Annotated in this window: 14 protein-coding genes; 7 read left to right on the plus strand and 7 right to left on the minus strand. The window is 72.7% G+C overall.

Annotated features, from left to right (window positions below; genetic code table 11):
• Positions 1 to 94 precede the first annotated feature (94 nt).
• On the plus strand, positions 95 to 949 hold the full coding sequence (locus ACZ7MY_RS08030; RefSeq protein WP_499600418.1) for an RNA polymerase sigma factor SigF: 855 nt from the start codon (positions 95 to 97) through the stop codon (positions 947 to 949).
• Positions 950 to 1013: 64 nt separating this feature from the next.
• Here the strand turns inward: ACZ7MY_RS08030 and ACZ7MY_RS08035 are convergent, their stop codons facing one another.
• From ACZ7MY_RS08035 to ACZ7MY_RS08055, 5 genes are all read right to left on the minus strand, one after another.
• Complete coding sequence (locus ACZ7MY_RS08035; RefSeq protein ID WP_499600419.1) at positions 1014 to 2486, minus strand: glycerophosphodiester phosphodiesterase family protein; 1473 nt, start codon at positions 2484 to 2486, stop codon at positions 1014 to 1016.
• 326 nt (positions 2487 to 2812) lie between these two features.
• A complete protein-coding gene (locus tag ACZ7MY_RS08040; protein WP_499600420.1) occupies positions 2813 to 4006 on the minus strand; it encodes an ABC transporter permease in 1194 nt (397 codons plus the stop codon).
• On the minus strand, positions 4003 to 4695 hold the full coding sequence (locus ACZ7MY_RS08045; protein WP_499600926.1) for an ABC transporter ATP-binding protein: 693 nt from the start codon (positions 4693 to 4695) through the stop codon (positions 4003 to 4005). Before ACZ7MY_RS08045 ends, ACZ7MY_RS08040 begins: the two co-directional genes overlap by 4 nt.
• A 38-nt stretch (positions 4696 to 4733) precedes the next feature.
• On the minus strand, positions 4734 to 5882 hold the full coding sequence (locus ACZ7MY_RS08050) for an efflux RND transporter periplasmic adaptor subunit (protein ID WP_499600421.1): 1149 nt from the start codon (positions 5880 to 5882) through the stop codon (positions 4734 to 4736).
• Complete coding sequence (locus ACZ7MY_RS08055) at positions 5866 to 6483, minus strand: hypothetical protein (RefSeq protein WP_499600422.1); 618 nt, start codon at positions 6481 to 6483, stop codon at positions 5866 to 5868. Before ACZ7MY_RS08055 ends, ACZ7MY_RS08050 begins: the two co-directional genes overlap by 17 nt.
• A 123-nt stretch (positions 6484 to 6606) precedes the next feature.
• Here ACZ7MY_RS08055 and ACZ7MY_RS08060 point away from each other — a divergent pair, with 123 nt between their 5' ends.
• Complete coding sequence (locus tag ACZ7MY_RS08060) at positions 6607 to 7305, plus strand: response regulator transcription factor (RefSeq protein WP_499600423.1); 699 nt, start codon at positions 6607 to 6609, stop codon at positions 7303 to 7305.
• The gene (locus ACZ7MY_RS08065; protein WP_499600424.1) at positions 7302 to 9125 is read left to right on the plus strand and encodes a sensor histidine kinase; all 1824 of its coding nucleotides are present in this window, start codon (positions 7302 to 7304) and stop codon (positions 9123 to 9125) included. The genes ACZ7MY_RS08060 and ACZ7MY_RS08065 overlap by 4 nt, the downstream gene beginning before the upstream one ends.
• A 67-nt stretch (positions 9126 to 9192) precedes the next feature.
• Here the strand turns inward: ACZ7MY_RS08065 and ACZ7MY_RS08070 are convergent, their stop codons facing one another.
• Positions 9193 to 11922, minus strand: a complete 2730-nt coding sequence (locus tag ACZ7MY_RS08070) for a glycosyl hydrolase family 95 catalytic domain-containing protein (protein WP_499600425.1) — start codon at positions 11920 to 11922, stop codon at positions 9193 to 9195.
• 922 nt (positions 11923 to 12844) lie between these two features.
• On the minus strand, positions 12845 to 13873 hold the full coding sequence (locus tag ACZ7MY_RS08075; RefSeq protein ID WP_499600426.1) for a LacI family DNA-binding transcriptional regulator: 1029 nt from the start codon (positions 13871 to 13873) through the stop codon (positions 12845 to 12847).
• A 301-nt stretch (positions 13874 to 14174) separates the two neighbouring features.
• On the opposite strand from ACZ7MY_RS08075, the gene ACZ7MY_RS08080 reads away from it, so the two are divergent.
• From ACZ7MY_RS08080 to ACZ7MY_RS08095, 4 genes are read left to right on the plus strand one after another with little or no spacing between them, the layout of a single operon-like run.
• A complete protein-coding gene (locus tag ACZ7MY_RS08080) occupies positions 14175 to 15458 on the plus strand; it encodes an ABC transporter substrate-binding protein (RefSeq protein ID WP_499600427.1) in 1284 nt (427 codons plus the stop codon).
• 50 nt (positions 15459 to 15508) lie between these two features.
• A complete protein-coding gene (locus ACZ7MY_RS08085) occupies positions 15509 to 16408 on the plus strand; it encodes a carbohydrate ABC transporter permease (protein ID WP_499600428.1) in 900 nt (299 codons plus the stop codon).
• Positions 16405 to 17265, plus strand: coding sequence for a carbohydrate ABC transporter permease (locus ACZ7MY_RS08090; RefSeq protein ID WP_499600429.1), 861 nt, complete (start codon positions 16405 to 16407; stop codon positions 17263 to 17265). The genes ACZ7MY_RS08085 and ACZ7MY_RS08090 overlap by 4 nt, the downstream gene beginning before the upstream one ends.
• A gap of 43 nt (positions 17266 to 17308) precedes the next feature.
• Positions 17309 to 19972 (plus strand): hypothetical protein, encoded by a 2664-nt coding sequence (locus tag ACZ7MY_RS08095; protein ID WP_499600431.1) that lies wholly within the window; start codon positions 17309 to 17311, stop codon positions 19970 to 19972.
• Positions 19973 to 20198 lie beyond the last annotated feature (226 nt).

Here is a 20198-nt window from a genome sequence, read left to right on the forward strand (position 1 = left end):
GATCGTGACGATGTGGAATGACCTGCTCCCGGGCGGGTAGGCGGGCCCTGCGCCGAGGGCGCGGGTGCACGTACGGACGAGGAGGGTTGCCGGGATGGGGATCGCAGTGGCCGGCGAGGACGTGACGGCGACGCGGGAGACGGGCTCCGCGCGGGTGCCGACCGGGGCGGCGGGCGACATGACGCCGCTCGAGATCCGCCACGTCTCCAAGGCGATGTTCGCCCGCCTGCACACGCTCGAGGAGGGCACGCCCGAGTACCAGTACGTACGCAACACCCTGATCGAGATGAACACCTCCCTGGTCCGTTTCGCGGCCCGCCGGTTCTCCCAGCGCGCGGACCAGATGGAGGACATCCTGCAGGTGGGGACGATCGGCCTGATCAAGGCCGTGGACCGGTTCGACCCCGATTTCGGCGTGGAGTTCGTGACCTTCGCCGTCCCCACGATCGTGGGCGAGATGAAGCGCTTCTTCCGCGACACGAGCTGGTCCGTCCGCGTGCCGCGGCGTCTGCAGGAGCTGCGGCTGGAGGTGGCCAAGGTCACCGACGCGCTGGAACTCGACCTCGGGCGGGCGCCGACCGTCGCCGAGCTCGCGGCCCGGATGGGGATCGGCGAGGAGGAGGTGCTGGAGGCGATGGTGGCCGCCAACGCCTACTCCGCCTCGTCCCTCGACGCGCCGGCGACGGAGGACGAGGACGGCGGGACCGCGTGGGCGGAGCGCCTGGGCTACGACGACGGCGCGTTCGGCAGGATCGAGGACATCGAGGCGGTCAAGCCCCTCATCCGGGAACTGACCGAGCGGGAGCGGCTCATCCTGTCCCTGCGGTTCGGGGACGAGCTGACCCAGGCGGAGATCGGCGCCCGGCTGGGGATATCCCAGATGCAGGTGTCCCGGCTCCTGTCGCGGATCCTCACCCGCCTGCGCAGCCAGGCGCTGGCAGCCCGGTAGTCCGTTCGCCCCGTCAGGTGCCGGGTCCCGGCCGGCCCCCGCGGCGGGGGCCGGCCGGGGCGCGTCAGTGGCGGACCGGGTCCAGCTGGAGGTAGTCGAGGTTCCAGTTCTGGTACGCGTCCTGCGGAAGGCCTACGCGGAGGGTGTGCCGGCCCGCGGCGAGGAACTGCCGCACGCCGCTGGTCTGGAGGACCTCCTTGTTGTGGCTCGTGGTGTTCCGCACCTCGACCCGCCCGCTCTCGGCGCCGCCGTCGAAGGAGACGGTGTACGTGCCGGCGGGCGTGTACGGCGAGGACACCCGCGCGGAGAGCGCGTAGGTACCGGAGCGCGGGACGTCCACGTCGTAGGTCAGCCACTCGCCGCCGCGCATCCAGCCGACGCGGACGTTGCCGTCGGCGTCGTCGATGTCGACGTCCTCACCGGGCCGCATCTTCAGTCCGCCCGTGTTGCCGGGGTCGTTGTCGTGGTAGCCCTTGTCCCGGCCGGGCAGGAAGTCTTCCGCCTGGACGCGCACGGCGCCGCGGGGCAGGGGGTCGCCCTCGCCGGTGCGCAGCCAGGACTCGAACTTCTCGACGTCGTCCGTCTGGAAGACCGTGGTGCGGTAGCTGCGCGCCAGGGCTTCCCAGCCGCGCAGCGGGTCGGTCAGCGACGCCTCGTCGGTCATGTGGTCGGCCAGGCCGTTCCACATGGTGTTGTTCCAGACGCGGCTGCGGGCGGCCAGGGCGTCGAGGAAGGGCCTGCGGGCGACGGCGTCCTGGACGCTGTCGTAGTTGACCTCGTAGGCCACCGGCTGGTCGTCGCCGAACTCGGCCACGGCCGAGAGGTTGGCGTCGGTGATCATGTGCATGTAGAGGGCGCCGTGGTGGGCCGAGCGGAAGGCCTCGACCTCCGGCACCGGCGCGTCGCTCTTGTAGACCCCGTTGCGCACCGTGCCCGTCCGGGTCAGGACGTCCCAGACCTGCTCCCGGTACGGCCAGCCCTTGTCCAGGTTGACCAGGCCCCGGTTCCTGGCGAGTTCCATCGCCTCTTCCAGCGTCGGCACCCGGGCGTCGGTGACCGCCGCCTGGCCGCCGCCGAGTCCGGCCTTCAGACGGAGCTGCTTGATCTGGGCGAGCGTCATGCCGGCGACCGGACCGGTGCCGTTGGTGGTGCGGTCCACGGTGGTGTCGTGCAGCAAGACGGGAACGCCGTCCTGCGTCAGCTGGATGTCGGTCTCGATGATCTCGGCGCCGTCGTCGAAGGCGGCCGTGAAGGCCGCCAGCGAGTTCTCGGGGGCGTCGCGCCACTGGCCCCGGTGCGCCACGGTGAGGATCTTCGCGTTCGAACCGTGGTCGAGCAGGTCCCGATGGGCGCGGGCGGCGGCCGTACCGCCCGATCTGCCCGGACCCCCGAAGATGTACGACGTGCCGCCCGCGCTCCGGTCCGAGGCGAGGGCGACACCGGACGACGGGCGGTCGCCGGAGAACCCGGCGAAGCCGGCGACCACGGCCAGTGCGGCGGCAACTCCCGCGGTCTTGTGGATGATTGATCTCCTCATGGCCCCGGACGGTAGGAAGGCGGCGGGAAGGAACGGAGTACGCCGCACGCCTCGCCGGCGTCCGGACCCCCAACAATCCAGGACCGCCGCCCGAAACCGCCACCCCATGGCACCCCCCTTCCGTCTCCGGGCACGGATCTTCCACCCGGCCCCGCGGGAGCCCGCCCACGGGGCCTGGTGACCCGGCTGCCCGGACAACGACCAGGCACTGATCGTCGCCTGGGCTCACCGGTCGTCATCACCCGTCACGTCGGCGAACGCCCGCAGGCGCAGCCGCGTCGCCACGTTGCCGGTGAACCGGGTGGCGGGTGACCGGGGCAGCCCGCTCAGACCGCCGAGAGGGCCTGTGTCGGGGGCAGGCGCGAGGCGCGCAGTGCCGGGTAGACGCCTGCGACGGCGCCCACGACGACCGCGCCGGCCAGTCCCGTTCCGAGTGCGAGCGGCGGCAGGACGGGCGGCCACGCCTGGGAGAGCGCGTAGCCGGCCGTGCCGGCCGCGCCCAGCACGGTGCCGCTCAGCCCGCCGAGGACGGAGAGCATGACGGATTCCGTCAGGAACTGCCCCCGGATCTGCCGACGGTTCGCGCCGAGGGCGCGGCGCAGGCCGATCTCGCGGCGTCGTTCCAGGACGGAGACGAACATGGTGTTGGCCACTCCGATGCCGCCGACCAGCAGGGCGACCCCGGCGAGGCCCAGGAACAGGGCGGAGAAGGTGTGCTCGGTGGCGCGCTTGGCGGCCAGGGCGTCGGAGGGGCGGCTGACCTGGACGAGTCCGGGCAGTTCGGGGTTGACGGTGGCGGCCAGCACGGCGCGTACGGCCTCGATCTGCGGCTCCCGTGCCTTCACGTAGACGACCGTGGGGTGGCCGTCGAAGGCGAGCCGGTCGCGTGCGGCGTCCCAGCCGACCAGCACGGAACTCTCCAGGTCGGGCGTGAGCGGCATCGGCCCGAGGACGCCGATCACGGTGAACCGGTGCGTGCCGATGGTCACCAGCGGCTCCCGGCCCGGGATGACGCGGTCGATGCCCAGGCGCTCCGCCGAGCGCCGGCCGAGGACGGCGGTCGGGAAGCGTTCGGTGGCGCGGTCGAGGAACCGGCCGGATCGTACCGTGCCGCCGACCGTGGCCAGCAGGTCGGTCCTGGCGGCGAGCACGCTGAGCCCGATCGAGTCGTTGGGGTCGGCCAGGTCGGAACGCCGCACGGTGGTGTGGGTGTTGGCCACCGCGGTGGCGCTGGTGACGGGGCCGATCCGGGCCGCCATAGCGTCGGCGGCCTCGGGGAGCAGCGCCTTGTCCCCGGCGTCGGGCTGCGGCTGGGCGCGCAGCATGTTGGTGCCGAGCGCGGAGAGTTCGTCCATCAGGGCCCGCTGGCTGGAGGCGGGGATGCCGGTGACGACGACCAGGGTGGCGATGCCGATCGCGATGCCCAGGGCGGACAGCGCGGCGCGGGTCCTGCGGGTGCGCAGGCCCAGCAGGCCCAGGCGCAGGACGTCGAGGGGGGACAGTCTGATCGGCCGGTTCATGCCGGGCTCCAGGCGTCCGCGGGGGCGGGGGCGGGGGTGCCGGGAACGGCGGTGTCCGAGGCGATCCGGCCGTCGCGCAGCCTGACGCGGCGCGGGAGCCGGTCGGCGATGTCCCGGTCGTGGGTGATGACCGCGATGGTGGTGCCTTCCTGGTTCAGTCCGGTGAGCAGGTCGAGTACGGCGCGGCCGTTGGCGCTGTCGAGGGCTCCGGTCGGTTCGTCGGCGAGGACGAGCGCGGGTTCGTTGACCAGCGCGCGGGCGATGGCGACCCGTTGCCGTTCGCCGCCGGACAGCTGCTGGGGCAGGTGGCGGGTGCGGTGGGCCAGGCCGACCCGGGCCAGCGCCTCTTCGGCGCGGGGGCGCCGCAGCCGTCGTGGCACGCCCGCGTAGAGCAGGCCGGTCGCGACGTTCTCCGTGGCGTCGAGGCCGTCGGTGAGGTGGAAGTGCTGGAAGACGAAGCCCAGCAGCCGGGCGCGCAGTGCGGACAGCCGCCGGTCGGACAGTCCGGCGGCGGCGTGGCCGGCGATCTCGACCGTTCCGCTGGTCGGCCGGTCGAGGGTGCCCATGATGTGCAGCAGCGTGGACTTCCCCGAGCCGGAGGGCCCCAGGATGGCCAGGAGTTCCCCCTGCCCGACGGTGAGCGAGACCCGGTCCAGGGCGGTGACGTCGCCCGCGTAGGTCTTGGTCACCTCGTGGACGACGAGGGCGGGTGCCGGGGGTGCCGTGCTCACGAGGCGGTCACCACCGTCATGCCCTCGCGGACCCCGGCGCCGCTCACTTCCACCAGGCCGTCGGCGAACATCCCCGTCTCCACGGGAACCAGCGAGGAGTCGGGGCGCTGCAGCGCGTAGCCGCCCTCGCTGAGCGCGAGGAGCGCGGTGACCGGGACGGCCAGGACGCCCTTGCGGTCGGTGGTGCGGAAGCGGACCTGGACGGAGGCGGAGTCCAGCGCCTTCACGTCGGCGCCGTGCCTCGGCGTGACGGTGACGTCGACCGTGGGGGCTCCTGTCTGCGCGGTCGGGTCGTCGGCGGAGCCGCCCTGGACGGCGTGCGACACGGCGGTGACCGTGCCGGGGATCTCCCGGCTGTCGGGCAGGGTGATCGTGACGCTCTGCCCGGTGCGGAGCGCACCGACCTCGGCGGCGTCCACACTGACCGCGACCGACTTCGCGGTGGTGGTGTACGTCAGCACCTCGCCGTCGACCGGGTCGCCCGGGACGGCGATGACGGTGTTGACCCGCACCGGCCCCGGCAGCACCAGCGCGCGGCCCGGCAGGAGGGTGCCGGTCGCCTCCTGGCCGGTGTCGCGCTGCCAGCGCTTCAGGGCGGCGCTCAGGGAGGGGGTGAACTCCGAGCCGGGGCTCGCGAAGCGCGAGGGCGCGCCGCCGCGGGTTCCGCCCGAGCCGCTGCCGCCGGTGTCGCCGACGTCGTAGCCGAGGGCCCGCAGGTTGTCCGCGAGCACCGTGACGTCGTTGCCGCGCAGGCCCGGCTTGTCCAGCGCACGGAAGAACGGGGTGTCGCCGAGGAAGACGACGACGGGCCGGTCGTCGACCCGGTACAGGGGCTTGCCGCGGACGGCCGTGGCGCCGGGCGACGGCAGTTCGGTGAGCACTCCGGTGCCGGTGCCCTTGAGCGTCCGCAGCGGGCCGTGGCCGAGGGTGCCGGGCAGGGTCCTGTCGCTGCCCAGGTCGGTCCTGGTGACCTTGACGGTGTCGAGCCGTACCGGGTGGTCCGGCGCCGTCCGCGGACTGCCCTGCCGGGCGCTCCAGGCGGCGGTGGCGCCGCCCGCGCCGCCCGCGGTGAGCAGGACGGCCAGGGCCACGGTGAGCCGGCGCCGGCGCCGCTTGGGGAGGCGGTGCTCAGCCGTGCTTGCCACCGAAGGCCTCCATCGTGCAGCTCTTGTCGACCTTGGTCTGCTCGTCCTCGCTCAGCGCCTGCTCGCTGCTCGCGTAGGTCCAGCCGGAGTTGTCGGACAGCGAGACGACCTTGAGCCCGTGGGAGTTCAGGCACTTGATGTAGGCGCGCCAGTCGTCGTCGAAGTGCGGGTTCCTGTCGCGGTCCAGCTCGGGCGGCTGGAGGGGCAGTTCGCCGGCGCACGTCTTCTCGGCGGCCTTGGCGGTGGGGCTGTTGTCGTTCTGGTCGATCGAGTAGGGGCCGCGGGACAGGAGCATCTTGTGCCCGTGATCCTTCAGGCAGGACGCGTAGGCGTTCCAGTAGCGGTCGCGCTCGGCGTCGGAGCTGTCCAGGCGGAGCTGCGGGCGGCCCTGCTCGCCGCCGGCGGGCGTCGCCGCCGTCGAGGACCGCGGCCCCGGCGCGGCGGGGCCGGTCGCCAGGGAGGCGACGTCGTGTTCCCCGGACCGGTCGCCGGACGCCGTTCCGGTGCCCTCGCCGGAGCCGCCGCAGGCGGTGAGCAGGGCGGCGCAGACGACGGCGGCTGCCGCGCCGGCCACGCGGTGCGGGAAGTGTGGGTGGGTCATGCCGACCGATCGTGGCCGGTGAATGTGGGGAACCTGTCAGGAAGCCATCGGCATCCCGTGGTCCCTCCCGGACGGGACCCCGACGCCGCAAATACGACACTTGCCGTACTTATACTCCCGGCCATGAGCGCACACATACTGGTCGCCGAGGACGACGAGAAGCAGGCGCAGCTGCTGCGCGTGTACCTCGAGCACGAAGGGCACGCCGTCACCGTCGTCCACGACGGCCGCGCCGCCCTGGAGGAGCTGCGCCGCGACCCGCCGCACCTGCTCGTGCTGGACGTGATGATGCCGAAGGTCGACGGGCTCGACGTCTGCCGCATCCTGCGCCGCGAGTCCGACCTGCCGGTGCTGATGCTGACCGCCCGCTGCACCGAGGACGACCTGCTGCTCGGCCTGGACCTGGGCGCCGACGACTACATGTCGAAGCCGTACAGCCCGCGCGAGCTGACCGCCCGGGTGCGCACCCTGCTGCGCCGCGCCCGGCCCTCCGGCCCGCCCGCCCCGGAACCCGACCCGACGCTGACCGTCGGCGGCCTGCGCATCGACCCCACCCGGCACGAGGTCACCTGCGACGGCAACGGCGTCGAGTGCACCCCCGGGGAGTTCCGGCTGCTGGAGACGCTGGCCGCCCAGCCGGGCCGGGTCTTCACCCGCGAGCAGATCCTCGGGCAGCTGCACGGCACGGGGCGCTACTTCACCGTCCGGACGGTGGACACCCACGTGATGAACCTGCGCCGGAAGATCGAACCCGATCCCGCCCGTCCGGTGCGGCTGCTCACCGTCTACGGGGTCGGCTACGTGCTGTCCGACGCCCCGTGAGCGGCCGCTTCCACAGCAGCCTGGTGGTGCGGCTGCTCGCGCTGTCGGTGCTGGTCTCCGTGTGCTCGATCGCGGCCACCGCCTGGCTCGCGGTCCGTACGACCACCCGGGCGATCCGGCAGGAGCAGGGCCAGGTCATCTCCGACGACGCCCGGATCTACGAGGCCCTCCTGGGCCGGGCCGCCGCGCACACCGACTGGCGGGGCGTGCAGCCGCTGGTGGACCGCCTCGCCCGCGAGACCGGGCACCGGGTCGTCCTCACCACCCAGGACCGCCGGCCGATCGCCGACTCCGCCGGCGCCGCGCACCGGACCCCGCTGCCGGACCGGGCGTCGGCGACCGTGGACCCGCTCGCCGTCGACACCGCCATCGCGGGGTCCGCGGGCGGCGACCGCATCGATTCCCGTGCCGTCGGTCCCTTCCGGCTGACGCAGGCGGAACGGACGCGGCTGACCGGCCTCGCACAGCGCCGCGTCGCCTGCCTGCGGGACCTGGGCCTGCCCGCGACCACCGTCACGGCGGCGAGCGGACGGCCCCGGGTGAGCACGCCGGGCTACAGCGGCGAGCGCTGCGCCGCCGACGTCCTGGACCGGCCCACCCGCACCGAGGCACGTGCGCTCGGCCGGCTCGACGGCCTGGTCGACGCCTGCCTGGGCCGCCGGGGCAGCGGCCCCGTGGAGCTCGCGCCCGACCTCACGTGGACGCCCACGCGAAGCCGCGGACCCGTGGACCAGGGGCTGGTCTCCTCGTGCCTGGACAGCGCCCGCCGGGAGCAGCTCGCCCCCTACGTCGCGCCGCCCGCGCTGCTCTTCATCGGCTCACCGCGGGACGCGGCCGCCGCGTCCCCGTTCGACCTGTCCGCGCCGAACCGCCTCCGCATGGCCGGGGTCGTCGCCGGCGTGCTCCTGCTCACCGTCGTCGTCACCGCCGGCCTGGGCCTGCAGTTGGTCAGACCGCTGCGCGCGCTCACCGCGGCCGCCCAGCGCGTGAAGGAGGGGGACGTCGCCGCGCGCGTGCAGGTGACCGGCAAGGACGAGATCGGCCGCCTCGCCGAGGTGTTCAACGACATGTCGCGGCAGCGGACCGAACTGGAGCGGCTGCGCACCGAGATGGTGGGCGACATCGCCCACGAACTCCGCACCCCGCTGAGCAACATCCGCGGCTGGCTGGAGGCCGCCGACGACGGGGTCGTCCCGGCCGACCGCGCCCTCGTCGGCTCGCTGCTCGAAGAGGCGCTCCTGCTGCAGCACATCGTCGACGACCTCCAGGACCTGGCCGCCGCCGACGCCGGCGCGCTGCGCCTGCACAAGGTGCCGTGCGACGTCGGTGAACTCCTCCAGCAGGTCGCCACCGCGCACCGCGGACGCGCCGACCACGCGGGCGTCCTCCTCTCCGTCGACGCAGGCGCGGCGGGTGCCGGCGGCACCGGCGGCACCGGCGGCATCGGCACCGTCGTCGCCGACCCCGTACGGCTTCGCCAGGCCGTCGCGAACCTCGTCTCCAACGCCCTCCGGCACACCCCGCCCGGCGGCACCGTCACGGTCACGGCGCGCCGGGAGGGCGGCACGGTCGCCGTCGCCGTCGCCGACACGGGCGGCGGCATCCGGCCCGAGGACCTGCCCCGGGTCTTCGACCGCTTCTGGCGCGCGGAGAAGTCCCGCAACCGGGGCACGGGCGGCAGCGGCCTCGGCCTCGCCATCGTCCGCAACCTCGCGCAGGCCCACGGCGGCTCGGTGACCGCCGAGAGCACCTACGGCGAGGGGTCGCTGTTCACCCTGCGGCTGCCGGGTGACGAGCGCGGAGCGGGTCGCACGCCCTGACCTGACGCTCCGCCGACGACCTGGGGCACGGACCGGGGGCACGTCCCTCCCCCGGTCCGCGGAGGCCCTACGGTGTGATGCGCAGGGCGTCCACCATCCCCACCGACGTGCTGCGGTTGACGATACGGATGGTGTGCGTTCCCCTGGTCAGGCCGCTGCGCTGCCAGACGGTCTGCTGCACCTGCCGCGCGCCGGAGACCCGCAGGTCCACCGTCGCCTGGAGCGCGCCGTCGAGGTAGACGTCGACCGGCCCCATGTCGCCGTTGCGCTCGGAGAGGTAGGCGACTCCGGTGCCGGTGAAGGTGTACTGGGCGACGGCGTTCACCGTGGTGCTGTGGTGGGTGTCGTCGTTGTAGTCGCCGTAGCCCCGCCCACTGGTGGGGTGCCAGTTGCTGTCGTAGGTCAACTGGGTGTTGTTGACCATGGGGTTGGGCGTCTGGGCCATGCCCAGGGTGGAGGTGGTGCCGCTCAGGGTCTTCTCCCCCTGGTTCGCGGTGCCGGTGAGCCGTACGGGCGTGTAGGAGGAGAGCGGCTTGGCGGTGCGCTCCACCACGTAGACCCTTCCGGCGGCCGTGGGCAGGTCGAACTCGGCCGCGGTCGTGGTGAGCACGGTCGTACCGCCGGTGACGTCGCGGACCCTCACCTGCTGCGTCCCCCACGGGTTCACGACCCGGGTCGTGTTGCCGTACAGGCTCTTGATGCCGACGTACTTCACCTCGCCCGCCTCGCGCTCCGAACTGACGGTGAAGCCGCCCTTGGCCAGCAGGGTGAAGCGTCCGGTGAACGAGGAGTCGCCCGGCACCGCCGGGAAGACCCGGATCTTGTCGTTGTAGGACTGGAGCAGCGACTCGTTGAGGGCCGCGAGGTGCACCCCGAGGTACTCGAAGACGCCGTTGGTGTTGTCGGTCATGCCGTTGGGATAGGTCTGGTACTTGCGGAGCATCGTCTTCATGCCCTGGTACGCCTGGTCGCCGAGGCCCAGCCGGGCCGCCTGGACGGCGTCGTTGGCCCAGACGTTGCCGTACGGGAAGGGCCGGGCGTTGAAGGTGTTCACGGCCTTCTGCTGGTCCGGGAAGCCGATGCCGGTGCGGTCGTAGGGCCAGATGATCTCGGCCGCCACGTTCTCCCCGTTGCGGGTCTGCGCGAGCGGCGGGGTGTGCGGCAGGTAGACGTCCGCGGTGGACGGGTAGGCGGTCAGGTTGTCCACGATCCGCTGCCACTGCGGCCGCAGGTCGGCGTCCAGGCCCAGGGACTGGGACGCGCGGATCGCGAGGGGGAACAGGGTGCGCACCGCCGCGAGGTCGGTGATCGCGTTCGGCACGTTCCAGTACGTCTCGTGCGCGTGCGAACTCGCGACGAAGTACTTACCGGAGGCGGAGTCGAAGGACAGCTTCGCGGCGTAGAACTTCACCACGTCCCGCATGAACGGGTAGGCGGTGTTGCGCAGGTAGGCGGAGTCGTTGGTGTACGCGTACTGGAGGTACATGTTGTACGCGGCCTCGGTGCCCGTCGACCAGATGTTGTTGGTGAAGTCGCTGTTGACGGTGCCGCGGGCGTTGCCGTCCCAGCCCATGGTCTCCGGCACCCACAGCCCGTCGACGTTGTAGCGGGTCCTGGTGTACGCCTTCAGCGCCGCCGCGTTGCCGCTGTAGAGGCGGTTGAAGCCGGCCATCAGGTCGACGTGGTTGGAGGCGAGGAAGGAGTTGTAGACGTCGCGCTGGTTCCAGAACCAGTACGCGTTGCTCCACTTGGTCTGGTCACCGGTGGCCCGGAAGACGCCGTTGATGAAGTGGAACGGATTGGTCCCGTACCCTCCGGCGGCGATCATGTAGGTGCTCAGGTAGTAGACGTTCTCCAGGTAGTCCGCGTCCCCGGACAGCCCCGAGTACTGCACGAACGACTTGCCCCAGAAGTCGTGCCACCAGGACGTGTAGTCGCCGAGCGTCGCGCTGTAGCCGCGGCTCTTGGCCGCCGCGAGCGCGCGCTTGGCCTCGGCCACCGAGTCGTGCGAGGGCGCGTTGAGCCGGGTGCTGGCGGTGAACCAGATGGTGTAGCTGCGGGACGGGGTGATCGACAGGCGGACGGTCCGGCCGTCGACGACCCGTGTGCTGTAGGCCGCCCCCTCCACCGTGGCCGCCAGGGTGTAGCCGAAGTTCTGCGGGTCGGACTGGCCGCGGCTGATGCCGGCTCCGGTGGAGTCGGCGTACGTCGAGACCGTCTTCCAGGTGTTGAGGTTGGGCACGTCACCGCTGTTGCCCAGCTGGGAGACGTCCCACAGGCCCAGGTCGAGGTTGACGGCGGAGACCCCGGAGCGCGAGTCCTCCACGTGCACGCCCATGACCTCGGAGTTCGGCACGCCCATCACGGTCACGGTTCGATTGGCGTCGTAGGAGGTGGTGAGGGTGCCGTCGTAGAGCGACAGGCGCTGCTTGTAGGTGCTGTAGCCGCTCTCGAGCGCCGGGGTCGTGGAAAGGTTGAGCAGTCCCGCGCCGAACGCCGTCTGCTGCGAGGTGTCCACGCCGGAGACCTGCATGGTCAGCCCGTTGTTCTGCCAGGCCATCGCGCCCGTACGGCCGTTGCCGACGGTCAGCCCGTGCAGGGGGTTGGTGGTGGGCCGGTTGTAGACGACGTCGTGCTTGGACATGTAGGCACCGCGGTCCACGTTCAGGGCGCCGTTGGCGGAGTCGAACGCGGCGTCCGTCGGTGCCGCCACGGCCGGGGCCGAGAGGCCGACGGCGGTCGCGGTCATGATGCAGACGGCTGCGAGCGCGGCTCGCACGAGTCTGCGCAGTCTCATCGAATGCCCTCCCTACGGGTCATGGGGGTGAGGACCGGTGCGGGACAGCGCACGGCTGGAGCGCGACCGGTCGAGGTGGAAACCCGATTGATCGGATGACTCGCCCGGAACGCTTCGTCAGCGCACTCCCTTCCCCGCACCGTGCGAGGGCACGCGGAAGCGGTGCGCAGATCAGGCGCCCAAAGCGCGCACGACAAACCGGGGTACGACGCACGGGGGTACGACGTGACGTCGGCATGGCCGCGTCAAAGGAAGTGAACATCGGATGTCTTGGCCGGTCAACACTCAGCGCAAAACGTCCGGCCGATGAGGTCGGTCGGACGCGTCACCGCCGGCGGTCCGCCGTCAGGCGATGACCGTTGATCGAAGTCGGCTGTACCGTGTGCCTCCGGATCGGGGGCCGTTCATGAGCGAGGGGGCTGTGATGCAGTGGGGTTCTCGTGCCGCTGCCGTAGCAGCGGATGAGGCTGCCGCCCGACGGGGCGCGGGGCGACAGGTGTATTCGGTACTGGTCGAGCTGGAGTCCGCTCGGGCCGGGACGACGAATGACCTCTCGGAGGTGATCGAGCAGGTGGAAGCGGTGGGCTGGAGGCTGGACCACGTGGCGCCGGCGCCGCAGGCCGCGCATCCCCGTCCGATGACGCTCCTGGTGTTCCGTGTGACCGCGCTGCCGCGCACGCCCGGGGCCCACAGTGGAGAACCCCTCCCGTGACGTTCCCGCCCGCCGAGACCTGACGGGCTCTCGCCGCTCCGGCCTTCGCGGCCCTGCCGTGGGGCGCGCCCGCGACACGGTGCTGTCCCGCCACGCGGCCGCTCACCGTGCGGGGCACCCGGATGCCTTCCCGGAGCGAGGGCCGGCTGGGAGAACGTTGTCTTCCGATGTTTCGGTGGCCGGCGGGAGTACAACGGTCCCGCGTCGCCGTCAGGGGGCCAGCTCGCCCGATCCGCGGGGGATCAGCCGCGTGGAGACGATGACCCTGCGGGTCGGCCGCGACCGGTTCGCACGGCGTGCCGTGAGGAGTTCGATGGCGGTGCGGCCGATCTCCTCGTCGCCCTGGGCGACGACCGTGACACCGGGGCGCAGCAGGTCGGCGAGGCCGAAGTCGTCGAAGCCGACCAGGGCGATGCCGCCGAAGTCGGCACCGAGCGCCCGGATGACCGCGACGGTGGTGCTGAAGTTCCCGGTGACCAGGGCCGTGGCCGGGTCCGGTCGGTCGCGCAGGGCGGCCAGCGCAGCGGCCACGCGGGCCGGTTCGACAGGGCCGGGGTGCACCATGCCGTCGAGCGGCCCGCCGATCCCGGTCAGCGCGTCCCGGAACGCGGTCGCGCGCTCGCGCCCGGTGTGGATGCGCTCGTCGTCGCCGATGTAGCCGATCCGGCGGTGGCCCTGGGCCGTGAGGTGCGCGAACGCCTGGCCTATGCCGCCCCGGTTGTCGGTCAGCACGGTGTCCACGTCCAGGCCGGCCGCCGGGCGGTCGAAGGCGACCACGGGCAGGCCCGAGTCGATCTCGGGCTGGAGGTAGTGGTGGTCCTGGGCGATCGGCTCGATGATGATGCCGTCCATGCGGCGGCGGCACATGGACGTCACCGCCTCGCGTTCGCGTTCCTCGTCGTCCTCGGTCGACATGGCCACCACGGTGAGGCCGGCGGCCCTGGCGGTCTCGTCGATCGCCCGCAGCACCGGATGCGCGTCGGCGATGTGACGGACCGCCGCGCCTATCGCCCCGCTGTGGCCGCTGCGCAACTGGCGAGCGCGCTCGTCGGGTTGGTAGCCGAGCCGGTCGACGGCCGCCCTGACGCGCCCGGCGAAGTCCTCGCCCACCGTGGTGTCGCCGTTGACCACACGCGACACCGTGCGCAGCGCCACGCCGGCCTCGCGGGCCACGTCCACCATCGTGGGACGGCGCGGCCGGTGCGGACCGCTCTTTCCGACGGCGTCGGTACCGGGCACGTGGCTTCCCCTCTCGCGGTTCTCCCGTTCCCCTGCGTCCGCAGTGTCCCCGGGAGTCTGCCGGTCCCCCCTGCCGGGACCTCGCGCGCCCCCGGGTGCGTTCCGGAACCGGCCCGTGGTCCTCGGAGGACTTGACTAGCTGTCAGGGGACCTTACTGTACTGGGCGAGACAACGTTATCCCACCGTCGGGATGCGGTCGTTCGCCGGGTGCCGCGGGGCGCCGCCCGGGCCGTACGCCCTGCCTCCCGGAGGACCGGACACCTGTCTCCCGGCGACTCCACACCCGGAAAGGGACCCGCCATGCCCAGAAGAACGGCCGTCGGCAGGCGCAGCACCGCTCTCCTCGCAGCCACCGCGCTCTCCCTGCTCGCCGCCTGCTCCTCCACCGCCTCCGGCGGGGCCGACGGGAGCGCCCTCACCTATCTGACGTTCAACACCCCCACCCTGACCCCGGTGTTCTGGGAGGACTCGATCGCCAGGGCGCGGACGGCGGCACCGGGGGTGACCATCAAGCAGGTCGTCGCGCCCAGCACCGACCGCGACTCGTACGCCAAGCAGCTGCGGGCCTCGGGCCAGTTCCCGGACCTGCTGCAGTCCATCACCCCCGCGCAGTACACCGAGGCCGGCCTGCTCACCCCGTACGAGCAGACCTGGATCGACCGCAACTTCCTCCTGCCGCAGGGCAACGCCATCAAGGGCAAGGTCTACATCCCGCCGACCAACTCGCAGATCATCCCGCTGGTCTTCTACAACAAGGAACTCTTCCGGAAGGCCGGGGTGACCCCGCCGGCCACCTGGAAGCAGTTCCTCGCGGTGTCGGAGAAGCTGAAGTCGTCCGGTGTCACCCCCATCGAACTGGGCGGCAACGACCCGTTCGCCGCGGGGATGCCGCTGACCGGCGCGCTCAGCGCCGACGTGCTGGGCCGGAACCCGCAGTGGATCCGGCAACGCCACGAGGGCACGGTGAAGTTCACCGACCCCGACGTGGTGGCCGCCGCGACCAAGATGCGCACGCTGGTCGAGAAGGGCTACTTCGAGAAGGGCGCGCTCAACGTCAGCTACGCCGACTCCATCAAGGACTTCAACGCGGGCAAGGCCGCCATGTACCCCATGGGCAGCTGGTACCTCGGCTCGATCCCGAAGGACCAGTGGGACACCATCGGCGTCTTCCCCTGGCCGACCGACGACGGGTCGACCGTCGTGCCCTTCGCGGTGGGCGGCTCTATGGCGATCAGCACCAAGGCGAAGGACCCGAAGGGCGCCATGGCCTTCGCCAAGGCGTGGTCGCTCGACCCGGGCAACCTCAAGGCCCTCATCGAGGGCGACGGCGCCTTCCCCATGCTCAAGGACAAGACCCTCGACGACTACGGCGTCGACGTCAGCCCCGCCTTCACCGACTCCTACGCCTTCGTGACCGAGGACAACGGCAAGGTCAGCGCCATCGCCTGGGCCACCAACGACGACGCGCTGCCGGGCTCGCTGAACAACGAGTTCTACGCCGCCGCCCAGGCCCTGTTCAACACCGACGACGTCAAGGGCGAGATGGCCAAGCTCGACCAGGCCTGGGACTCCGCGACGAAGTGACCTGACAGCCCATCAGCCACCCAGCCACACCTCAGGAAAGGAGAAGGCGGGTGAGACCGCTGTCGACGTGGTTCCGCGACGCCTCGCGGGACCTCGGGCTCCGTCTGATCGCCGCGTTCGGCCTGCTGCTCTACACGGTGTTCATCGTCCTCCCGGTCCTCATGAGCCTGCGCAGCAGCTTCACCGACGAGAACCCCCTGAGGTCCGGGAGCGAGTGGATCGGGTTCGAGAACTACTCGGAGATGCTGCACGACCCGCAGCTGCGCGCCAGCGTCCTGTTCACCCTGGCGCTGGCCGTCGGGGTGACGGCCGTGGCGAACGTCGCCGGGCTGCTGCTCGCCATGCTGCTCGACCGGACCCGGCTCACCTACCGGGTGCTGCGCACCGTCGCGTTCCTGCCGCAGGTGGTCTCCGGGGTGATCGTCGGCTTCGTCTGGAAGGCGATCTTCACCCAGGACGGCCTGCTCAACGACACGCTCATGAAACTCCACCTGCTGGACCAGCCGGTCGACTGGCTCGGCCGGCCGCACCTCGCCCAGCTGTCGGTGGGCGTCGTGGTCGCCTGGGTGCTCTCCGGCTTCACCACCGTCGTCCACCTCGCGGCCCTGCAGAACATCCCGCGCGAGCTGTACGACGCGGCGTCCATCGACGGTGCCGGCGCGTACCAGCGGTTCCGGATGATCACGCTGCGGATGGTGGCCCCCGCCACGACCATCGGCGTGACCATCTCGCTGATCACCGTGCTCAAGCTCTACGACATCATCCAGGTCCTCACCTCCGGTGGGCCCGCCAACGCCACCCAGTCCACCGCCCAGTACATCGTGAAGACGGCGTTCACCACCGACCGGTTCGGCTACGCCTCGGCCGTCGCCATGTTCCTGCTGGCGCTGTCCGCGGTCATCGCCCTGTCCGTCACGAGCCTCCTCCGCCGCAGGGAGATCGACCTGTGACCGTCCAGCACGCCCCCGCCCGCCCCGCCACCGGACGCCCGACGCGGCCGGCGACCACGCCCGGCCGGTCCGGGCGGTACCGCGCACCGCGTTCCCCGGTCCGGCTGACCGCCGCGGTCGTCGTGGTGCTGCTCTTCGTCAGCCCCCTCTACCTGACCGTCGTCAACGCGTTCAAGACCGAGGACGCCATCGTCGCCAACCCCGCGGCGCCCCCGGTCCCCCCGACGCTCGGCAACCTCACCACGGCGCTCGGCCGCCCCGACCAGCTCATCCAGCTCGGACTGCGCAACTCGCTGATCGTCGTGCTCTGCTCGGTCCTGCTGCTGATCCCGCTCGGCTCGGCGTTCAGCTTCTGGATCTCGCGCCGGCGCACCCGGCCGCGGGCGGCGATCCTGGCGGTCCTCGCGGCCGGGCTGATGATCCCGCCGCAGGTCGTGCTGCTGCCCACCATCCGGATCCTGACCTTCCTCGGCCTGGACCACTCGTATCCCGGGCTCGTCCTGTCCAACCTCGGCGGCGGATACTTCTCCTTCGCGGTGTTCGTCTACGTCGGCTTCCTGCGGGCGGTGCCCGCCGAGGTCGTGGAGGCCGCGCGGCTGGACGGCGCCGGAGGACTGCGGATCTGGTGGACGATCGTCATGCCGCTGGTGCGGCCGGCGACCGCCACCGTCGCCATCTTCCTGTCGCTGTGGATCTGGAACGACTTCCTCAACCCGCAGTTCATCCTCGGCCCGCTGCAGGGCCAGACCATCACCACCGGGCTCTACCTCGCCGTCGGGCAGTACCAGATGGACTACGGACAGCTGTTCGGCATCATGTTCCTCGCCGGGATCACCCGGTGGCCGGGTACCTGCTGATGCAGAAGCAGTTCGCGGCCGGGCTCACCGCGGGATCGGCCAAGTGAGCGCCACGCCGCGGACGTCCGCGTCCGCCCCGGCCACGGCGGGGCCGCCCCCGCTGGACGAACTCGCCGGCGACTGGATGCCCGCCGGCCGCCTCGCGCACCTGCCCAGCCTCCGCAACCAGTGGGGGCAGGGGCATGTGAACGCCGACCTGACGTCGCTGTCCTGGCTGGCCTTCCCGCCGTACAGCGGCGGCTACCACACGGGCGTGCTGCGGATCGACGGCCGGCCGCTCGCCGCCGACCGGCTGCGCTGGTCCCCCTGGGGCGTCGAACGCGCCGCCACCCGGGGCGCGTTGACGGTGCACACCGAGGTGCGGATGGGCTACGAGCGCAGCCGGCTGCTGTGGCGGATCACGCTCGCCAACACCTCGGACGAGCCCGTGCACGCCCGCGTCGAGCAGGAACTCCTCGCGATGTTCGCGCACCACGAGACGGACTGGGGCTGGCTGTACGGCACCCCGTGGAACCACGGCCACCACCACGACTTCCACGCCACGGAGCGCCTGCGGGCCGAGGTCCTGGCCGACCGGCCGCGGCAGGTGCAGACCCTGCCGCACGGCGAGCGCCGGCTGCGGCTCGGCTCGCCGCGCGTCCCCGGCATCCAGCGCGACGAGGACGCGGCAGCCATGCTCCTCGAGTCCGAGCTGCCCGACCACTCCGCCCCGGACGCGGGCCGCGTGCGCGAACCCGGCGCCCCGTGCCTGGTGGACCGGCTGGAGGTCCGGCGGCCGGACGGCACGGTCACCGCGGTCGGCGGGGAGGGAGCGGCCTGGACCGTACGCCCCGGAACCGACCTGCGCGCCGGTACCGCGGCCCTCGGCTCAGGGGACGTCCTGGCCCTGCGTCTGCGCGTCGACCGGGCCGCCGCCCACGGCGCCGTGATCACCCACGGCAACCACCCCGACTCCGCGACGATCGGACTCGACGACGGCCGCCTGTTCCTGCGCATCGGCGGCGAACGGGTCGTCACCGCCGCGCCGTTGGCCACCGGGCGGTGGCACCGGGTCGAGCTCCGGCTCGGCGACGACGGCGCCCGCCTGGACGTCGACGGCACGGAGCGCGCCCGTACCCGGCCCTGGTGGGAGGGCCGGCGGTGGACCGCCCGCGTGGAGGACGGCGCCCTGTGCGTGGCCGACTCACGCAGCCCGGCGCGGTCCGCGTACGCCTTCGCCGAGCCGCCCGACGCCCTGACCGCGAGCGACGCCCGCGGCCTGGCGCACTGGGACGTCCGGCTCGGGCCCGGCCGGTCCCGCGTGCTCGAGTTCGTCCTCGACATCGGTTCGTCACGGGACGGGACCCGAAGCGCCGCCCTCGCGGCGGCACACGGCTTCGGAGCCGGGTTCGCGGAGGTCGCCGAGCGGTGGCGGACGACCTGGGGGCACGCCTTCACCCCCGGCAACCCGGAGTTCTCCGGCCACCTGCCCACCCTGCACACCGACGACGCGGACCTCGCCCGCACCTACTACCTGGGTGCCCTCCTCGCGGTGTACATGCGCAACACCCGGGTGTCGCGCACCGGCCCGGTCTTCCTCACCGGGGGGCCGCGGCTGGGACCCACGACGACCTTCTTCTGGGACCAGTCCGAGTTCGCCCGCACCGCCGCGATGCTGGAGCCCCGCGGGCTGCGCGCCTGGCTGCTGGCCGCTCTCGCCCAGCCCTACGAGCACTGCCACTCCTTCGACACGCGCAACCTGCTCCCGGTGGGGAACCACTACGCCGCCAACGACCACGCCCTCTTCCGGACGGTGACGGCGTACGTCACCGTCACCGGGGACACCGGCCTCCTCGCGGAACGGGCCGGGGACCGCGGCGTGCTGGACCACCTGCGCGCGATGGCCTTCCGGCCGCGCGGGAGACGTGCCCGCTACGCGGGTGGCGTCCTCGCCGACCTGGGCTCCGACGCCTGGGAGTTGCTGGAGTGCGTGCCGAACTACCGGGACGCCGTCGTCTCCTTCAACGCCGGGTACGCCGGCATGCTGCGCTCCCTCGGCGCGCTGCTGCGATCGCTGGGCAGCGACGCGGAGGCGGCGGAGGCCGAGGCGGAGGGCGCGGAGCTGGCCCGCGCGGTGCTCGGCCGGTACGCGGGCGGCGGACGCTGGCGCATCAGCCACCCGCAGGGGACGGACGACGTCATCGGGCACTGCCTGGACTTCGTGCTGGTCGCCGCCGACATGACCGCGGACCTCACTCCGGCGCACCGCGAGGAGATGGTCGGCTTCGTCTCCCGGCGGCTGCTCGACGGTGACTGGATGCGCGCCCTGGACCCGGCCGATCCCGTCGCCCCGTTCTCCGACCGCCCCGACCACGGTGCGGCCGGTGCCTTCGCCGCCTGGCCGGGGGCGACCGCGTACGGCCTGTGCCGCCTGGGCCGCCCGGACCTCGCCGCCGGCGTCCTGCGCCGGGCGCACCGCGCGACGTCCGGGGCCCTGTGGGGGCAGGCCATGGAGGTGACCGCCGACGGCGGTTACCGGGTGGCGGAACGCGGTGTCTCCAACCGGGAGAGCGTGGCCGCGGTCGCGGTCACCGAGGCGGTGCTCGCGGGCCTGTTCGGCGTCGCCGCGGAGGTGCTGAGGCCGGGCGGCGGGCCCCTGGAGAACCCGTTCGGGCGGCTCACCGGGGTCCGCGCGGCCGGCTACGACCTGCCGGGGCCCGGCGCGTGATCGGGTGCGCGGCCGGTGCGGGGCGCGCCCACACCGGGCTCCGGAGCGGACGAACGGTGATCAGGAGGCGGCCCCGCCGTAGCCGGGTCGGTGGACTCCGGCGGGGCCGCGCGTGGGCCCGCCCGGCCGGCCCCGAGCCGTTGTGTGGCCGGGCGGGCGATCGGGGGATCGGACGGCCGCGGTCTCCGCTCCGCGCGGGAGGCGGAGGCTCCGGCCGCCGCCGGGG

The organism is Streptomyces sp. NPDC111520 (assembly GCF_055635295.1).

Coding starts and splice junctions, on each gene's coding strand:
- ACZ7MY_RS08070 (WP_499600425.1), bottom strand. CDS start 11,922: ATGAGACTGCGCAGACTCGTGCGAGCCGCGCTCGCAGCCGTCTGCATC.
- ACZ7MY_RS08060 (WP_499600423.1), top strand. CDS start 6,607: ATGAGCGCACACATACTGGTCGCCGAGGACGACGAGAAGCAGGCGCAG.
- ACZ7MY_RS08055 (WP_499600422.1), bottom strand. CDS start 6,483: ATGACCCACCCACACTTCCCGCACCGCGTGGCCGGCGCGGCAGCCGCC.
- ACZ7MY_RS08035 (WP_499600419.1), bottom strand. CDS start 2,486: ATGAGGAGATCAATCATCCACAAGACCGCGGGAGTTGCCGCCGCACTG.
- ACZ7MY_RS08080 (WP_499600427.1), top strand. CDS start 14,175: ATGCCCAGAAGAACGGCCGTCGGCAGGCGCAGCACCGCTCTCCTCGCA.
- ACZ7MY_RS08030 (WP_499600418.1), top strand. CDS start 95: ATGGGGATCGCAGTGGCCGGCGAGGACGTGACGGCGACGCGGGAGACG.
- ACZ7MY_RS08040 (WP_499600420.1), bottom strand. CDS start 4,006: ATGAACCGGCCGATCAGACTGTCCCCCCTCGACGTCCTGCGCCTGGGC.